At 65.6% G+C, this 14,860-nt stretch carries 16 protein-coding genes and 1 pseudogene; 2 read left to right on the top strand and 15 right to left on the bottom strand.

Going from position 1 to position 14,860, the window contains the following annotated elements:
- Positions 1–454 precede the first annotated feature (454 nt).
- From ABD104_RS29015 to ABD104_RS28980, 8 genes are all read right to left on the bottom strand, one after another.
- Positions 455–1,054 (bottom strand): S26 family signal peptidase, encoded by a 600-nt coding sequence (locus tag ABD104_RS29015; protein ID WP_343928759.1) that lies wholly within the window; start codon positions 1,052–1,054, stop codon positions 455–457.
- Positions 1,051–1,596, bottom strand: a complete 546-nt coding sequence (locus ABD104_RS29010) for a DUF2840 domain-containing protein (RefSeq protein ID WP_012249097.1) — start codon at positions 1,594–1,596, stop codon at positions 1,051–1,053. The genes ABD104_RS29015 and ABD104_RS29010 overlap by 4 nt, the downstream gene beginning before the upstream one ends.
- A complete protein-coding gene (locus ABD104_RS29005; protein WP_012249096.1) occupies positions 1,593–1,877 on the bottom strand; it encodes a hypothetical protein in 285 nt (94 codons plus the stop codon). Before ABD104_RS29005 ends, ABD104_RS29010 begins: the two co-directional genes overlap by 4 nt.
- Entirely contained in the window at positions 1,874–2,512 is a 639-nt protein-coding gene (parA, locus tag ABD104_RS29000; protein ID WP_012249095.1) for a ParA family partition ATPase, read from the bottom strand. The genes ABD104_RS29005 and parA overlap by 4 nt, the downstream gene beginning before the upstream one ends.
- A 253-nt stretch (positions 2,513–2,765) precedes the next feature.
- The gene (locus tag ABD104_RS28995) at positions 2,766–3,623 is read right to left on the bottom strand and encodes a replication initiator protein A (RefSeq protein ID WP_012249094.1); all 858 of its coding nucleotides are present in this window, start codon (positions 3,621–3,623) and stop codon (positions 2,766–2,768) included.
- A gap of 26 nt (positions 3,624–3,649) precedes the next feature.
- Positions 3,650–3,931 carry a helix-turn-helix transcriptional regulator gene (locus ABD104_RS28990; RefSeq protein ID WP_041863808.1) on the bottom strand — a complete coding sequence of 94 codons (282 nt, stop codon included), beginning with the start codon at positions 3,929–3,931 and terminating at the stop codon, positions 3,650–3,652.
- A gap of 83 nt (positions 3,932–4,014) precedes the next feature.
- Complete coding sequence (locus ABD104_RS28985; protein ID WP_012249092.1) at positions 4,015–4,806, bottom strand: DUF2285 domain-containing protein; 792 nt, start codon at positions 4,804–4,806, stop codon at positions 4,015–4,017.
- Between the two features lie 342 nt (positions 4,807–5,148).
- Positions 5,149–5,496, bottom strand: coding sequence for a DUF2958 domain-containing protein (locus ABD104_RS28980; protein WP_343928758.1), 348 nt, complete (start codon positions 5,494–5,496; stop codon positions 5,149–5,151).
- A 205-nt stretch (positions 5,497–5,701) separates the two neighbouring features.
- Here ABD104_RS28980 and ABD104_RS28975 point away from each other — a divergent pair, with 205 nt between their 5' ends.
- Positions 5,702–5,995 carry a helix-turn-helix domain-containing protein gene (locus tag ABD104_RS28975; RefSeq protein WP_011516230.1) on the top strand — a complete coding sequence of 98 codons (294 nt, stop codon included), beginning with the start codon at positions 5,702–5,704 and terminating at the stop codon, positions 5,993–5,995.
- Between the two features lie 357 nt (positions 5,996–6,352).
- Here ABD104_RS28975 and ABD104_RS28970 read toward each other — a convergent pair whose 3' ends face one another.
- The 5 genes from ABD104_RS28970 to ABD104_RS28950 form a co-directional block, all read right to left on the bottom strand.
- On the bottom strand, positions 6,353–6,667 hold the full coding sequence (locus tag ABD104_RS28970) for a DUF736 domain-containing protein (RefSeq protein ID WP_012249090.1): 315 nt from the start codon (positions 6,665–6,667) through the stop codon (positions 6,353–6,355).
- 801 nt (positions 6,668–7,468) lie between these two features.
- The gene (locus ABD104_RS28965) at positions 7,469–8,287 is read right to left on the bottom strand and encodes a ribonuclease HepT family protein (protein WP_012249089.1); all 819 of its coding nucleotides are present in this window, start codon (positions 8,285–8,287) and stop codon (positions 7,469–7,471) included.
- Positions 8,288–8,525: 238 nt separating this feature from the next.
- The gene (locus ABD104_RS28960; protein ID WP_012249087.1) at positions 8,526–8,735 is read right to left on the bottom strand and encodes a hypothetical protein; all 210 of its coding nucleotides are present in this window, start codon (positions 8,733–8,735) and stop codon (positions 8,526–8,528) included.
- 62 nt (positions 8,736–8,797) lie between these two features.
- Positions 8,798–10,861, bottom strand: a complete 2,064-nt coding sequence (locus ABD104_RS28955) for a ParB/RepB/Spo0J family partition protein (RefSeq protein WP_012249086.1) — start codon at positions 10,859–10,861, stop codon at positions 8,798–8,800.
- Positions 10,862–10,926: 65 nt separating this feature from the next.
- On the bottom strand, positions 10,927–11,757 hold the full coding sequence (locus ABD104_RS28950; protein WP_343928757.1) for a DUF932 domain-containing protein: 831 nt from the start codon (positions 11,755–11,757) through the stop codon (positions 10,927–10,929).
- Between the two features lie 710 nt (positions 11,758–12,467).
- Here ABD104_RS28950 and ABD104_RS28945 point away from each other — a divergent pair.
- Positions 12,468–13,394, top strand: coding sequence for a hypothetical protein (locus tag ABD104_RS28945; RefSeq protein WP_343928756.1), 927 nt, complete (start codon positions 12,468–12,470; stop codon positions 13,392–13,394).
- 61 nt (positions 13,395–13,455) lie between these two features.
- On the opposite strand, the gene ABD104_RS28940 is transcribed toward ABD104_RS28945, so the two are convergent.
- Positions 13,456–13,806 carry a DUF2958 domain-containing protein gene (locus ABD104_RS28940; protein ID WP_012249083.1) on the bottom strand — a complete coding sequence of 117 codons (351 nt, stop codon included), beginning with the start codon at positions 13,804–13,806 and terminating at the stop codon, positions 13,456–13,458.
- Positions 13,807–14,090: 284 nt separating this feature from the next.
- A pseudogene (gene radC, locus ABD104_RS28935) lies at positions 14,091–14,596 on the bottom strand (RadC family protein).
- Positions 14,597–14,860: the final 264 nt, after the last annotated feature.

The raw sequence follows: 14,860 nt of genomic DNA, 5'->3' as shown, positions 1-14,860 counted from the left end.
AAGCTGGGGCGTGTCCTGTCGTGCGAAAGCACGCGGACATGCCTGCATTGGCGCGGGCCTCGCGCCCCACGCGGCACGGCGGCAAAGCCGCTCCGTGCCGCGCCACCCCCACGTGCAGACTGGTTTTCGACGCGGGCCAGTGCCGCGTCCTTTTGTCTTGCCTTCCGCCTTTGCCCCTCGCTGGCGCTCCGGGCCGCGGCGGCCCGGCGGCCCGGCGGCGCTGCTGCGCGAGCAGCCAGCGCGCCGGCGAACGCGCGAACCAGCGCGGTGAGGGCCGCAGGTCGGGCGCGTTCGAGGCAAGACGCCTGCACGTGGGACGGCTGCGCCGAAGGCAGCGCGAAGTGCGGCGCGGATGCGCTCGCACTGCACGCGCGACAGCATGGCGACGGACAGCAGAACGACACGCCCGATGGCACGATGAAATGCACGGCAACGTGCAGCGAGTCGGCGGCCATCATGGGCGAGACTCCAGCCAGACCGGATGCGCGACGCCGATCACGGCGGATGCGCTGACCGGCCCGAAATACCGGCTGTCGAACGACGCCGGGTTGGTCACACTGAGCAGGAACAGTTCGCCAGCTTCAAGGCGACGGCACTGCTGCCAGGATGGCAGCGGCCGGCCCCAGCGGTCGGCGGGCAGCGCGGCGGCCGAAGGCACGCCGTCGATCCACACCAGCGCATCGAAAACGCAAACGTGCTGCGGCGCGGTCGCACCTACGCGCTTGAGCAGCGGCACGCGCGCCGGCAGGTAGCCGCGCTGCGCGGCCAGCGCGGCGGCGTCTGGCGGCAGCGTGGTCAGGACGATGCTGCCCACGGACGACGGACGTGGCAGCGAGCCGGGCCGATGGTGCAGCGGATCGACGCGATACCAGCCGACGGCCACGCTGTCGGACGGGTTATAGATCAGGCGCGGCAGCGGCTGCACGAACGAAGCCCAGGCCAGCGCAGCGAGGCCGCAGGCGGCGAAGCCAGCGAGCACGATGCGAGCGCGCAAGCGTGAGCGTGCATGCGAACGAGGACACGGTGCGGTGCCGGTGGTGGAAACGGTGGTCATGGCAGCGCCCTCCCGGTCAGCCAGGCGGCGTGCCGCTCGGCGGTGTATTCGGGCAGCGGCAGGCGCGCGGCGAGCCGGTTGGCGAGCGTGCGCCAGTACGCGGGCGAGACGGCGATGGGCGCGACGCCCAGCGCCTCGATGGCGTCGATGCGTTCCAGCACGGCGCGCACTTGCCCGTCGCCCTCGGCGTGCAGTAGCAGGCGCGCGCCCGGCTGCACGCCGGGGATGCGCTGCGCCGCATCCAGCGGTGTGCAGGCTTGCATCACCATGAGCTGCCAGCGCACGGTGCCGAAGTCGTTGGACTGCCAGCGCACGCGGCAGAACAACGCGCCCGGCAGGAACACCGCGCTACGCCGCCAGCGGTCGAGCTGGTGCGCGCGCGCGGGTTCGCCGAAGCGCAGGTAGAGCTTGAAACGGGCCTCGATGTAGGCGAGCGCGACGCGCGTCAACGGCGCGCTGGCAGGCTGGCCGATAGGCGCAGCCAGTGCAGCCGTGGCCGCGACAGCGGCAGGCGCGGTGACTGGTGGAGTGGATGCGGTCATGGTGTGTTCTCCCTGCGGTTCTCGGGAAACTCCCGCTCCAGCAGTCCGCGCAGCAGGTCGGCCACGGTCACGCCTTGCGTGAAGGCCGACACCTTGATGCGCGCCCGCATGGCGGGCGTGATGTCGAGCGTGAGGCGGGCCGTATAGAGGTCGCCCTTGCCCAGCGCATCGGCGTCGCCCTGGCGAATCCACGCCTCGGCGTGCGGATTCGCGGGCGGACGCGCGCCGATGCCGACGCGCTTTGCCGCACGTTTGCTGTTCGGTGGTGACTTCGCTGTCATGTCGTCCACCGCAGCAGTTCGTCCACCAGCGCGGTGATTTCCCGCGCGGCGGCGCTGTCCGGTGCCGTCTCGCGTGCAAGCCGGCCAGCGGCCACGCTGTCGGCGAACACGATGCGCTGATGCACTTCCGCGCGCAGCGCAGGAAGCGGCTGGTCGGCGAGCGCCTGGCGCGCTTCGCGCCCGATCACGGTGGTACTGACGCGCCGGTTGATGACGAAGGCCGCGCGGAGCAGCGGCCGGAACACCTGCGCCTCGCGGATCAGCGCCACCATCTCGGCGCTGGCCCACAGGTCATAGGGGCTGGGCTGCACCGGGATCAGCACGCGCTCGGCCGCCAGCAGCGCGGAGCGCGCCAAGGCGGCAATGCGCGGCGGCCCGTCGATGACGACGTGATCGGCGCGGCGTGCCAGCTCCGGGGCTTCCTGATGCAGCGTTTCGCGTGCGAGGCCCACCGCGCTGAATAGCCGTGGCAAGCCTTGCTGGCTTCTGCGTTGCGTCCAGTCCAGCGATGAACCCTGCGGGTCGGCGTCCAGCAGCACAACGTGCTGGCCGCGCATCGCCAGCTCGCCGGCGATGTGCGTGGCGAGCGTGGTCTTGCCCACGCCGCCTTTCTGGTTGAGCAGCGCGACGATCATGGCCTGGCCCTCCCTGCTGGAAAGCCCGGCTGTTGCTGCTGCGTTTCGCGCCGCGTGGCGGTTGTCCACCGCAGCGGCGTTTCCCTACTACAAGTTAGAGAATTTAAGTTAGGGAAGTTAGAGGGTGCGCAAACCCAGTGCTGGCGCGGGTTTGCGGCCGATTGGCACGCCTGATAGCACGATAGTCCCACGCCTGATAGCACGATACCCCGCACGCCTGATAGCACGACACGATTCACAGGCTCTCCCGGAGTTATCCCCGTGCCGTATGCGGCACGGGCCGGAAGGTCAGCAGCTCGGCGCCGCTGTCCGGCATCCGCTCGATGCCCAGAACGTAACCGGGCAGCGACTGCCGCGCGACAAGCGTGCGCAGGTCGCAGGCGAAGTCGTAGGGCTTGGCGGTGCTGCCGGATTTCTGGTGCAGGTAGCGGAAATCGAACTGCCAGCCGTATGCCTGCTTGCCGCCGTGCTTGCGCACCAGCCGGTACAGCCATCGCTCGATGCCGCCGGTCAGCCGGAAATACGCCGGGTCGATGGTCAGCACCAGGGCGGCATCCAGCACGCCCGTATAGAACCAGTCCGGCAAGATCAGCTCGATGCCCAGCGGCGTGCCGCTGGCATCGGCCAGTTCCTTCCATTCGTTGATCCACGAGAAGCGGTGCAGGCGTCGCCCGGTTGTCTCGCGGATGGACGTGGCCACCGTGGTCGATTGCAGGCGATCCAAGGCCGCTTTGAGGCGCTGGTAGTCGCGCAGCGACTTGCCGCGCCCGATGAAGCGCAGGATCTCGTAGGGCGTTGCACGGATCAGCCGCGATGGCCGCAGGCCCGCATCCTTCGCCTCCACGATCTGCGAGGCCGCCCAAATCAGCACGTCGGCATCCCAAATCGTGGCGATGCCGTGCTCGGCCGTGCCTTCCACGCGAATCGTCACCTTGCCCGCACGGAAGTCGATGGGCTTGACCCGCTTGGACTTGCCGAGCGAGAAGAACGGATAGGCCATCAAGTCCTGGCTGTCGCGCGGCGCCATGTCGCTGGGCAAGGCGCGGAACAGGTCGAGCTGTTCGCGCTCCTGCAACGGCCGCTGCCGGGACGGCAGCGCGGTGCTGGACATGGCGATGGCCTGCCGCGCGCCGCCGATCAGCGCGCACGGTTGTCAGCCGAGTGGTGCTCGGCGTATTCGGGATCGGAGGTCGTCTCGAAGCTGCGGTCGGCAGCCCAGGCATCGAGGTCGGCCACGGCGTACATGACGCGCCGGCCGAACTTGCGAAAGCGCGGGCCGCCGCCGATCACGCGCTGCTTTTCCAGCGTGCGCGGCGACAGGCGCAAGTATTCGGCGGCTTCGTCGTTGGTGAGATAGCGTTGGGGCTGCGCGGCAGCGGTCGAGACAGTGGCGGCAGGCCGCAAGGGAGCAGGACGCATGGTAAGAACCTCCATAGCTTTCAAAGCTCCGGCCACACAGCGCAACCGGATGGAGGCAGTCTCAGAAAACGAAGCCCTCTTGCTCAGGGTCGTTTTGCGTCCTTATCAAAACGACCCTTCTCAAGCGGCGCAAGCTGTGCTAGGCGGCGATAGCCGCCGCGCATCAGCGCATCGCCGCGCCGCACCAGGCGGCGCACCTTCGAGCGCAGCCCGCCGTCGCTGTACCAGTCGGCCACGGCGTCGGCACCGAACAGCCCTTCGCCCACTTCGCGCAAGGACGCACCCGCCAGGGTCGCGTCGAGCGCCTGCAAGGTGTGCAGCTCCAACAGTGCGGCAGGAGGTGGCCTGGGCATGGCATGGGCCAGCGCGGCGTCCGGCACGGGCGCATGGCAGCGGGCAGGCGCAGCAGCGCCGCCGTCACCACTTCCGCGATGAGCATGGACGACCGCCATGCCGTCCTCCAGACCCGGAGCGAGCGCGAAGCGCGAACAATGGCCGGGACTGCGCACGATCAGCGCCAGTCCCTTGCCGTCGTGCAGCAGTTGCTTGTGGCCAGGGATGCGCCAGAACGCGAACACGGCCGCATCCGGCGGCGGATCGTGATCGGGATGGAGCTGCACCACGGCGGCATTGCCGGGCAGCCAGGCCGGGTGCGCGTCGCGCGCATCCAGGGCAGGGTCTTCCAGCAGGCGCAAGCCCCAGCGCAGCGCCGCATGTTGTGCGGCCTGTGACCGGCGACGGTGGCGCATCCAGTCGAGCCGGTAATCGGGATGCCTGCGCAGATACTCCCAGGCCAGCGCCAGCATGTCCAATCCCAGGATGTACAAATAGGCGGCGGTGGGATACCAGTGGGCAACGTGATGAGGGTTGACCATAACGAAAGCTCCTGTCGAACCGCAGGAACGCCGCCACGGGCAGATCAAAACGGAGCTACCGCATCCAGGTCAAAACCGTCCTCTGTGTCAATTCAAGCTGTAACATGCGGTGTCAAGCCAGATTGGCTCCGGTGTATTGCGAATCCCGTCCGAATGCGACGGCCGCTCGACCTGAAAACGTCATGCGGCATAAAACACCGTGCCCGACTCCGCACAAAAGAGCCTGACTGATTGAGTCACACCAGCAATGGTTTGATGCAAGAGTGCGGATTCAGACCGGACAGGTCAGGAATAAGACTGAAATAGTCTCAATGCGCCCGGTCTGGCTGGAGCGCGAACGGTTCAATCGAGGATGGAACCGTTCTCCTGGGCCAGCCGCAGATATTCCGACAGCGGGCGCGCTGCCTGGAAATACCGATCCCGCATCACGGGCTGCTGGCGCGGCCCGACGATGGATGCCAGATCGGACAGCTTCACGGAGCCCAGTTCGGGCATCCCCAGCCCCAGGTCGATCATTCCCCAGGCCGTATCGCCATCGACAGGATCGAGCGCGGCCAGCAGCCAGATGAGATGCGCGTACGGAGTGAATAGCCGCGCCACGGGCAGCGGGTCGATGGCCTCGCCACGGGCGCGAGCCTGGCCGTGGGCCAGCAACTGCCTGCGCTCGTCCTCGGTGATGAGTCGGTTCATGGGCGGCCCCTTCTTGGAACAAATCCACCCAAACATAGCCGTATCGGCGGATTGGAAGAAATGCACGGATGAGACTGTGCGCTTTTGCAGAAAGCCTCAGAGGCGGATTTCCGTAAAAACGTAGAAGCACGAAAAAGGATCGAATCGAGTGATTGAGTTAAAGATAACGTGGTTTTAATTGTGCTGCGAATTGACGCTTCTGTCTATGCAGAAGCGAACCGTCCAGCGCGGCCGACCGGCCGGCTCCACCACCCACGACGCCGAGCTGGCTCACGCCTTCGGCGCGGCGGTGCGTGCGCTGCGGATGGAGCGCGGCATCGCGCAGGAATCGCTGGCGCACCAGGCCGGTATCGAGCGCTCCCACATGGGCAAGATCGAACGCGGCGAGCACATGCCCACGCTGGCGATCATTTTCAAGATAGCTGGCGCGCTCGAATGCAGCACGGCCGTGCTGATGAGCGAGGCTGAAAGCCAGCTCGCAGCAGCGGCCCAGCCGTAGGCGACGGCCCGGCCGATCCGGCGAAAGCCGGTTCGGCGGCGTTCAAGGGGCGCCAAGTGCAACGCGGCGGGGATGGGCCTTGCGCCGATCCCCGGAGGGCAAGCGAAGCGCGCAGCGCCGCAGGCGCGTAGGCGTGAGGGATTGGAGCCGGATGGCCGTGACGGTGAAGTCGGCACGGGGCGCAGCCCGAAAAGCCCGGCGGTGCAAAGCACCGCACGCCCGACTGTTCTTGCAACCGCAGACTCAACGCATACTCAAGCAACTCGACACGGCGCAGACCAGGCGATGGTGCTGCCTCCACGCAGCGCCGCAAAAGCAGCACTGCGCCCCGCCGCGTGGGCGGGGCGCTGGCGGCCGTCAGGCCGTCTGGGGCTTGCTGCGCGACCAGATCAGGTCGTGCGTGCCGTCCTCGCCTTCGATCAGGCGGGCGTAGACCGTGGCCGGGAACGAAGGATCGTCGAGGGTCATGGAGATGTACTCGCGCCCGGCCTCGCTGGTCTTCTTCCACGCCGCGCCTATGTCGTGACTGGCGGCCTGCAGGCGGAAGTCCGGGGCCTTCTCGTTGTCTCCCTTGTCGTTGGGCACCAGCTTGACCTTGACGTTGAGCGTCAGGGTGCGAAGCGTGCCGGTGAAGCCGTCTTTGTCTGCGGTGAAGGTGCCGATGTTGGCCATGATGGATCTCCTTTTGGTGGAACAAGGTTCGCGCCCATCGCGTCCTTGTTGTGATCCGGCCGGCGGGGGACGGGCTGGCTGCACCGCTTGCGGTCGCAACGCAGTGGAGAGCCGGGAGGCGAAAAGAATTTGTCCCGCGAGGAATCTGCGCAGCAGAGGGGAAATTGTTTTCGCCGGACGGTTGCAGCCATGAAGCCCGAGGCGCAGCCGCGCCACCGCCAGGATTCACAACGAGACAAGGACGCCTTGGGCCGAACCGCACCGAAAGGAGACAGGGCCGGCTCGGCATCCCCGCACACAGGCTGCACCGGCTTGCGCCCTGACGCGGGCCAGGTCAATACCCCAACGACAGGCGAGAACGCCCCTGCCGCATTTAGGGGCGCCAGCCTTGAGGCGTGACATGGAAGCTCCATAGCGATGCCGGGCGGGATGTCTGTGAACCGTCCTTCGTGACGTGATGGGCGAGAACCGCCAGCGTTGAGGACGGCACGCATTCGTACAACCTGCCGCAGCAAGCCCCAGCGTACCGCCCCAGCCCTGCCCATGCGGTGGGGCACTGCCGATCCGGCCCAGCCGGTTCGGCAGTGCCCGAGGGGCGCCAAGCATCGCGCGGCGGGGATAGCCCGCAGGGTTTTCCCCCGGAGGCAAGCGAAGCGCGCAGCGCCGCAGGCGCGAAGGCGTGAGGGATTGAAGCCGAATGGCCGTGATTCGGCACGAAGCATGGGGCGCAGCCCGAAAGCCCGGCGGCGCATCGCGCCGACACGCCCGAGGTATCCAACCGAACAGCGCAGACGGAAAGCGCTACGCCTTGCTGGCCTTCCACTTGGCAAACCAATGCGTGGCCGAGCGCTGCGAAATCCTCATCAGGTAAGCCGCAGCCAACGGGGTTGCTTGGGCTTCAAAGAGCTGGAAAACGCACTCCACGCCGCGCTTGCTCAAGGTTCCGTTTTCCTTGACGTTCCTCGGGTGGCCGGGCTGGGCCGATTCCATGACCGACTCCGGGATGGCCTTCATGATGCGATTCGTTTCCGCAATCACCTTGTTGGCCTTCACGATGCCTCGGTTGACCCGCTTCTTCAGCCGCTCGATCTCCGCAACGTAGGTCTTCTCCGCCGCTTCAAAGGCCAGGAAGTCGAGCGACGCCATCATCATGAACTTCTTCATCATGCCTTTGCTCACCTTCTGCCGCAGCGCCTTGGCCCGCTTGGCTGCCGTGTAGTCATACAAAGGCATCGGTTTGAAGGTCTTGGGGTCTCGCTGTCTGGTCAGATCAGAATAGGCTCCCACATCCACGGTCAGGTCATGGATCGTGTGCCCAATGATGTTGCGGTAGTCCACCAATTCCTTGAGTTCATCGCTCTCCGCCTGGTCAATGACCCCTTCGGAAACCAGCACGGCGCGGGCCAGCTCCAGCTTCTTGCCTTCCCTGGTCTTGGGTTTGCCATCACTCAGCCGATTCAGCCCATGCAGTTTGTCGGTCGCCTCGATGGAGCCCATGATGAAGCGCCGCAAATCTTCCATGTAGAAAAGGATCAGCACCATCTCAAAGGCCCGGATTTTGAGAATGTCGGCTTCCCATGCGGTAGGAGCCTTGCCATGCGGACGATGTTCTTTGTTCATTAGATATTGCCCCCCAATATCACTTCACTATATTGCTCTTGTCATTTATGGGGGCAATGAAAGAAGGCACCGCGCGGTATTGCGATGCCTTCAACGCCGCCGCCTGAGCACAAGCGAAGGCGGAGGCGTGGTGTTCCAGCTGTTCGCCTTTGACACCGGGCGCGGCTACCGCCGCGCCCGGATTTTTGAAGTTCACCGCGCCCAGGACGGAACGGCCTGGGCGCGGTGCTGAACGTGGCTATTCCTTCGTCTCGATGATCCACCACACGGCGCGCAGCAAGGCGCGGCCCGTGATGGGGTGAATGTCGGTGAGGTCGGCGCGGGCCGACCAGCCCGAGGGCGGGCGGTAGCCGCGCACGTCGCCATCACCGTGCCAGCGGCGGGCGCGAACCGTGCCGGGTGCGTAGATGACCGCCATGTGCGGGCGGCTGGTCGTGATGCGGGTCATGGGTAGTTCTCCTTCCAGCGAAGCGCCCCGGTCGAAACCGGGGCGCTTGCCTGCGGCGCGGGTCAAGCGGCCAGCGTCTCGGCGGGTTCATCCGCCATTGCCGCGGCGTCCTCCGGGGCATCCTGCTCCGGGCCTTCGTCCTGCGCCGCTTCCTGCGGGCTTGCGGCCTTGAAGATGGCGGGCATCCAGCCCGTGCCATCGGCCAGCCGCTCGGCCTCGCTGGCAATGTCGGCCTTCTTGAGCTTCGCCAGCCGGGTGACGGATTCAGGTGCAAACGCGCCCACGGCATCCAGAATCACGGCCTTGGAAACGTGCTTGAAGTAGCCTTCTGCGGTCGGCTGCCACCATGCGGCCATGTCCAGCCCCACGGCCTGCGCGAGTTCCGCGCCCGGTTGCTGCGGCGTGGCGTGAGGCGTCACCACGTCCACCGTGGACGCCACGCACACGGCCAGCAGTCGCACCAGTTCGTCTTGCGGCTTCGCCAGCAGCGCGGCGAACAGCTCGGCGCTGTCCTCCGGCAAGGCTTCACCCGCCACCTGTTGCAGTTCGCGCAGTGCCACGGCGGCGGGCGATTCCGGCCAGTCCGGGGCCATGCCTTCCAGCCGGTCTTGCACTTTCAGGCCCACGCCCAGCGGCAGAGAATCACGGCTGAGGCCGTAGCGGCTTTCCTGCAAGACGGTCTGCACCATGCCATGCACCAGCGCGGCCAGAGCGACATGCGGATGCCGTGCGACTTCGATTTGCAGCGCGGCAGTGCGATGCGCACTCAGGCGCTGCGCCAGCCGGTCGGACACGGCGGCGGTCTTGGGCGCTTCGTCGTCTTCGCCTTCCTCATCGTTCGCGGCATCCTCGCCGCTGAACCCTTGGCGCAGCCTTTCCAGCGTGCGCAGCGCTTTCGCCTCGGCTTCGCGCAGCAGGCCGCGATGAATCACGGCCTCGCCGTTGCGGTCGATGGTGACGATGGCACCGGCTGCGGCCTTCACGTTCGGGCTGTAGTCCTGCAAGCCATCTTCCAAAGCCTGCAACTGCTCGCCAACGGCTTCTCCTTCCTCCTGCAAGGCGTCGGCCTTGTCCTCGTCGTCGGCGTCCAGCGCGTCATCTATGGCTGCGGCCAGTTCCTGCATCTTGGATTGCAGCTTCTCGATGCGCTGCGCTTCGCGCTTGGTCGGCTCGCGCCGTTCCCTCGGCGCACGCTGGAAGGCGTGCAGGTCGGCATGGGTCACGCCCGGCGTGGCATCCACCCACGCCCACCCCTCGGCGCGGACAGTGGCGGCGATGCCTGCCAGCTTGTCTTGCGCCAGCCGTTCCAGCAGTGCGGCATCCGTCAGATACACACCCGCATCATCTTCCGCGAACAGGTCACGGCGGATGCCACCGCCTGCGGCCTCGTAGGTTTCCAGTCCGACGAAGCGCACCAGCGGATGCCGGTAGGCGTCGATTTCGCGCTCGGTGAGGCGTTCGCGCAAGTGCGAGGGATGGCGCTGCCACTGCGGTGCATCGTAGAACGCACTTTCCTGCGCTGCGTGGTCGTCGGTGATGGCAAGGGCCATCAACTGGTCAAGGCTCACGGCGTCGGCCCGATAGTCAGCCATCAGACGCGGGGAAACATTCGCCAGCTTCAAGCGGCGCTGCACCACCAGCGGCGTGACGGAGAAATCCGCCGCAATGTCCTCGATGGGTCGGCCCTCCATCACCAGTGCCGCGAAGGCTTCAAACTGGTCTGCCGGGTGCATTGCTTCGCGCTGCACGTTCTCGGTGAGGCTGGCGGTGCGGGCCGTGCCATCGGCCACCAGCAGGCAAGGCACTTCCCATTCCTTGCCGATACGGTGTTTCTTCGCCAGCAGCTTCAACGCGGCGAGGCGACGGCCACCCGCGACCACCTCGTAATGCTCGCCATCGGCGGATGCGATCACGATCAGGTTTTGCAGCAGGCCCACGCGCTGGATGCTCGCGGCCAGTTCGGGGATGGACATGCGCGGGGTCTTGCGCACGTTGCGGCCCGTGGGGCGCAGCACCAGCCGCGACAGCGGAACCAGAATCAGGTTCTTGGTCGGGTCGGCGGCTTCCAGCGGGACAGCGGCGGCGGCATTGACGGCGCGGGCTTCGGTTTGCGTAGTGGCGTTCATGGTGAATCTCCAATCGAGTGAAACAAGGGAATGGAGGGGAACCGCCCCTCCGGCGGGGGAACGGTTCAGGCTTTCAACTGGCGCAGGCCATCGGCCAGCATCCAGAGGGCGCGATTGAGGCGCACATCGGAATCAATGCCCTGCACAGGGCGGGTCTGCTGGCGGCGTCCGTTGGCGCTGCGCCCGGACAGTCCGCCCTTGGTCAAGTTCTCCTGCGTGCGGTTGAACACGCTCCACAGGTCAGGGCGGCGGTCTTCAAACCGGCGCGGCATCAGGATTTGCGATTCGGTGATGGGCGCGGGCTTGTTGTCGGTGGGGTCGTACTTGAGGGCCAGCGCGGCGCGTGCGAAGACTTCGGCCTCGCCATCGTCCAAGGTGATGCCGCGCATCAGGTCGCGGGATTCCTTCACACGCTCGAAACCGCGCAGCACCTCGAACGCGCCTTCGATGACTTGGCCCGCCACGTCGCCCTTATGGGGTACGCGCACATCGGCCACGGTGTCACCGCAGACAAGGCCATTGCTGCACACGAACCGGAACATGCCGGCCAGCATCTGATAGCTGCTCGTGCCGTCGTGCGAGTTCAGCAACACGATTTCGTTAGCTTCCGCGCCGTTGATCTGGCTGGCGTGGCGCAGGCGAATCATGTGTTTTGTGTGCTCGCGCTTGCCTTCATCGCGCACGCGGGTTTGCGTCACCATGAAGGGCTGAAACCCTTCTTTGCGAAGCTCGGTCAGCACGGCGGCGGTGGGGATATAGGCGTACCGCTGCGAACGGCTTTCATGCGGCGCGTCCGCGAAGATGGACGGCGCTACACGGTGAATCTGGTCATCGGACAGCGGGTAGTCGCTGCGCAGCGAGGGGGAGCGGGAAGCGAAACGGGATGCGAGTTGCATGGTCTTTCTCCTGACAAAAAGAGGTTTGCTGTTCACACCGCACACCGGATTCCTAGATTCGGAGCCCAGCCTTTCGGCTGTTCGGTGCGGTCGGCACGAGGAACCCGGTTGGCCCTGTTGCCACCGTCTTTCCTGAGTTCATCGCCCGCGACGGTCAGGAGCGCGCGGACGGGGGCCGTCAAGGAGAAAAGCGCAGGGTTGGTGCGGCCCGCAGGCGCAGCCGAGGACACGGCCCTGCGCGCCTTGATGGCACACGGGAGCGGGCTACAGTCGCGGACAAGGTGATGGAGTCAGGGAAGACGGCTGGACATGGCAACGGCCTTCCCCCTGCGCTGACCGCACGGCAAGCGAAGCGCGCAGGCCCGAAGCGGGAAGCCGGGCCGGAGGCGTCAGCCGAGCGGAGCGAGGGAACGATGGAAGCCCGGAAGGGGCGAGACGCCGCAGGCGGCTCGATGCGCTACGCGCACGACAGCGCGACCGGCCATCTCCCAGGTGGCCGGGGACGCCCAGCAGTTTGGGCATCGCGGAATTTGTCTTTGGTCGATTTTTCGCGGACAATGTGGGCAAGGCCCTGTCCGCCTGAGCTTCGAGCGGCTCAATCAAGACTGCGTTCTGCTTTCCCCCGTATTTCTTGCCACCACCATGCGATATCGCCTGGGCGTAGGCCAAGTAATCGCTCGATTGGTCTGCGCTGAAATCAGGAGAATCGTATGCCCATCGGCATTTCCGACCTTGCCCATTCTGTTCGCAAGAACAGCGCTTCCGTGGCCGCACCTGTGCAGCTTGGCCACGCGCAGCAACTCATCGTTGCTGCACTTGGCTACAAGAGCCTTGCCGCCTACCAGGCTGCGCAGGTAGCCGCGGTCGAACCCCAGGATTTGGGCAACGTCCACCACGTTGTAGTCGACTACGACCAGCTCGATCAGCGCGCCAGCGAACTTGGCGCGGCCCCCACGCCAAGCCAACTGCACGAGTTGATCGACGCAGCCTTCAAAGAGCGGGCGCCTCGTACACACATTCACGCCTCTCATGCGGACTTCGACAACTACTTGCGTGAGCATGTGGATCAGGTGGTCATCGAAAACGATGACGTGAACAGCGAGATGGCCAACGCCAATTACGATGGCATTGATGAGGTCTATTTCGATTTCGAGGTCGAGTCTGAAAACGTACCCGTTGGCGGCTCGCTGGAAATCAACCTGGATGGCCATGTTGGCCTGGGAATCGACACTGAGCGCCCCTACGCGGGCCACAAAGTGAACGTGGAAGGCTTCCTGACAGTGGATCGATTGGGTAGCCAGTGCTTTGGGTCAGTGGACTGCCAAGTCACCAAAGCGGAACTCGATACGAACTGGGGAGATGACGACTACGATGGCGAGCCACCGCCGCGCAGCGTATCGCAAGCCTATGCCGAACTGCTGGGCCTCGAACTGCATGAGGTTGGCAATCTCGCCGATGTAGAAGCAATGGAGCTGGACGGCAGTAGCGGTGAAATGGTCTATGGCTACCTCCTCGACTTCACGGACTACGCATCGCCCGAGATAGCGCAGAAGATCTTGCGCCGCCACTCCTCACTGCGTATCGAAGTCGGCCCTGGCTTCTTTGAAGGTGTTCGCAGCGACGACTGGCCTCGCTGACGATGTAGTAAAGCGCATCCCGATATGGGATGCGCTGCTGGGCCATTCGCCCAGGGCCGGGTTAGACAACGATCCGCCCGGCCAGCCGCGCATCGCGCGCATAAGCGCTCAAGCGCTTCTCGGCGCGGAACGACAGGTCACGCTCGATCGGCAGGCCCAGCCCGCCACGCACCGTTGCCAGCTCGCCCAAACTGACCCAGCCGATTTCCGGCATCCCCAGGCCCAGGTCGCAAAGGCCAAAGGCGTGGTCGTGGTCATCGGGATCAATCTCGGTCAGCAGCCAGGTCGCACCGGCGTCCGGCGTGAACAGCTTGACCACGGGGGCCGGATCGAAGTCCGGGTTCTCCAAGGATTCGCGGCCGTTGGCCAGTAGCACGATGCGCTGCTCGTCAGTGATGAGTGCGTTGTTCATGGTGAACTCCTGAAAGGATGCCGGGCGGAATTGCCCGACCCTTCCGGGGCACGACGCAGCGCAAGCAGTCAGGGGTCAACGACGGCCGCCAGGACGCAAGCGTGCAAGCACGCGCAGCCCTTGAAGGCGAGAACGCCGTGGTACGATGAAGGGAACAGCAAGACCGCCTCCCTCGCACCTCCACGCACCCCGGTTTTCGGCAAGTGCGCAGCACGCGCAGGCCCGCAAGGGCCGGAGCTGCGCCACCGGGCGCAGCAAAAAAAGGGGGCCGAAGCCCCCGAGGGTCAAAGCAGGCCGCATTCGGCGAATGACGTGGTGCTGCTGCCCTCGACGATGATGTGATCCAGCGTGCGAACCTCCACCAGCGCCAGCGCCTGCCGAAGCTGCGCGGTCAGAGCTTTGTCAGCCGCGCTCGGCTCGGGGTTCCCGCTGGGGTGATTGTGCGAAATGATGACCGCCGCCGCATTGAGCCGCAGCGCCTGTTCACTACTTCGCGCGGATGTACCTCGGCCGAGTCGATCGTGCCGTGGAACATCTCCACGTAGTCGATCAGCCGATGGCGCGTGTCGAGGAGCAGCATCGCAAAGACTTCGTGCTCGTAGCCGGCCAGCTTGGCGCGCAGGTAGTCCTTCACCGCCTCCGGCGACGTGAACGTCTCGCCGCGCTGCATCTTCTGTTCGATGACCTGACGCGCAGCTTCCAGAATCTGGTCGGCGTCCGCCGGCCGATAGCGGCCACGGCCATCGCGCACCATCAGCGGAGTATCGAGAGAGAGGGAAAGTTGCGACATGATCGTGCTCCGGTTACTCGGGCGGAATTGCCCGGAACCGTGGGAAACACGGCGCAGCGCAAGCAGTCAGGGGTCGCAGACGGCCGCCAGGACGCAAGCGCGCACCAGCGCGCGCCGCCCTTGACGGCGAGAACGCCGTGATACGGTGAAGGGAACAGCAAGACCGCCTGACCTGCTCCCCGAGATTAGTACGGTAATGATGTAGAGTCTGCCTCCGTGGAGGTAGCATGAAGAAGCGTTTCACAGAAGAACAAATCATTGGCA

Source organism: Pigmentiphaga daeguensis (assembly GCF_039523035.1).
Classification (GTDB): domain Bacteria; phylum Pseudomonadota; class Gammaproteobacteria; order Burkholderiales; family Burkholderiaceae_B; genus Pigmentiphaga; species Pigmentiphaga daeguensis.
Note: the sequence above shows the minus strand (reverse complement) of the source record. Positions and strands in the feature narration are given on the sequence as shown.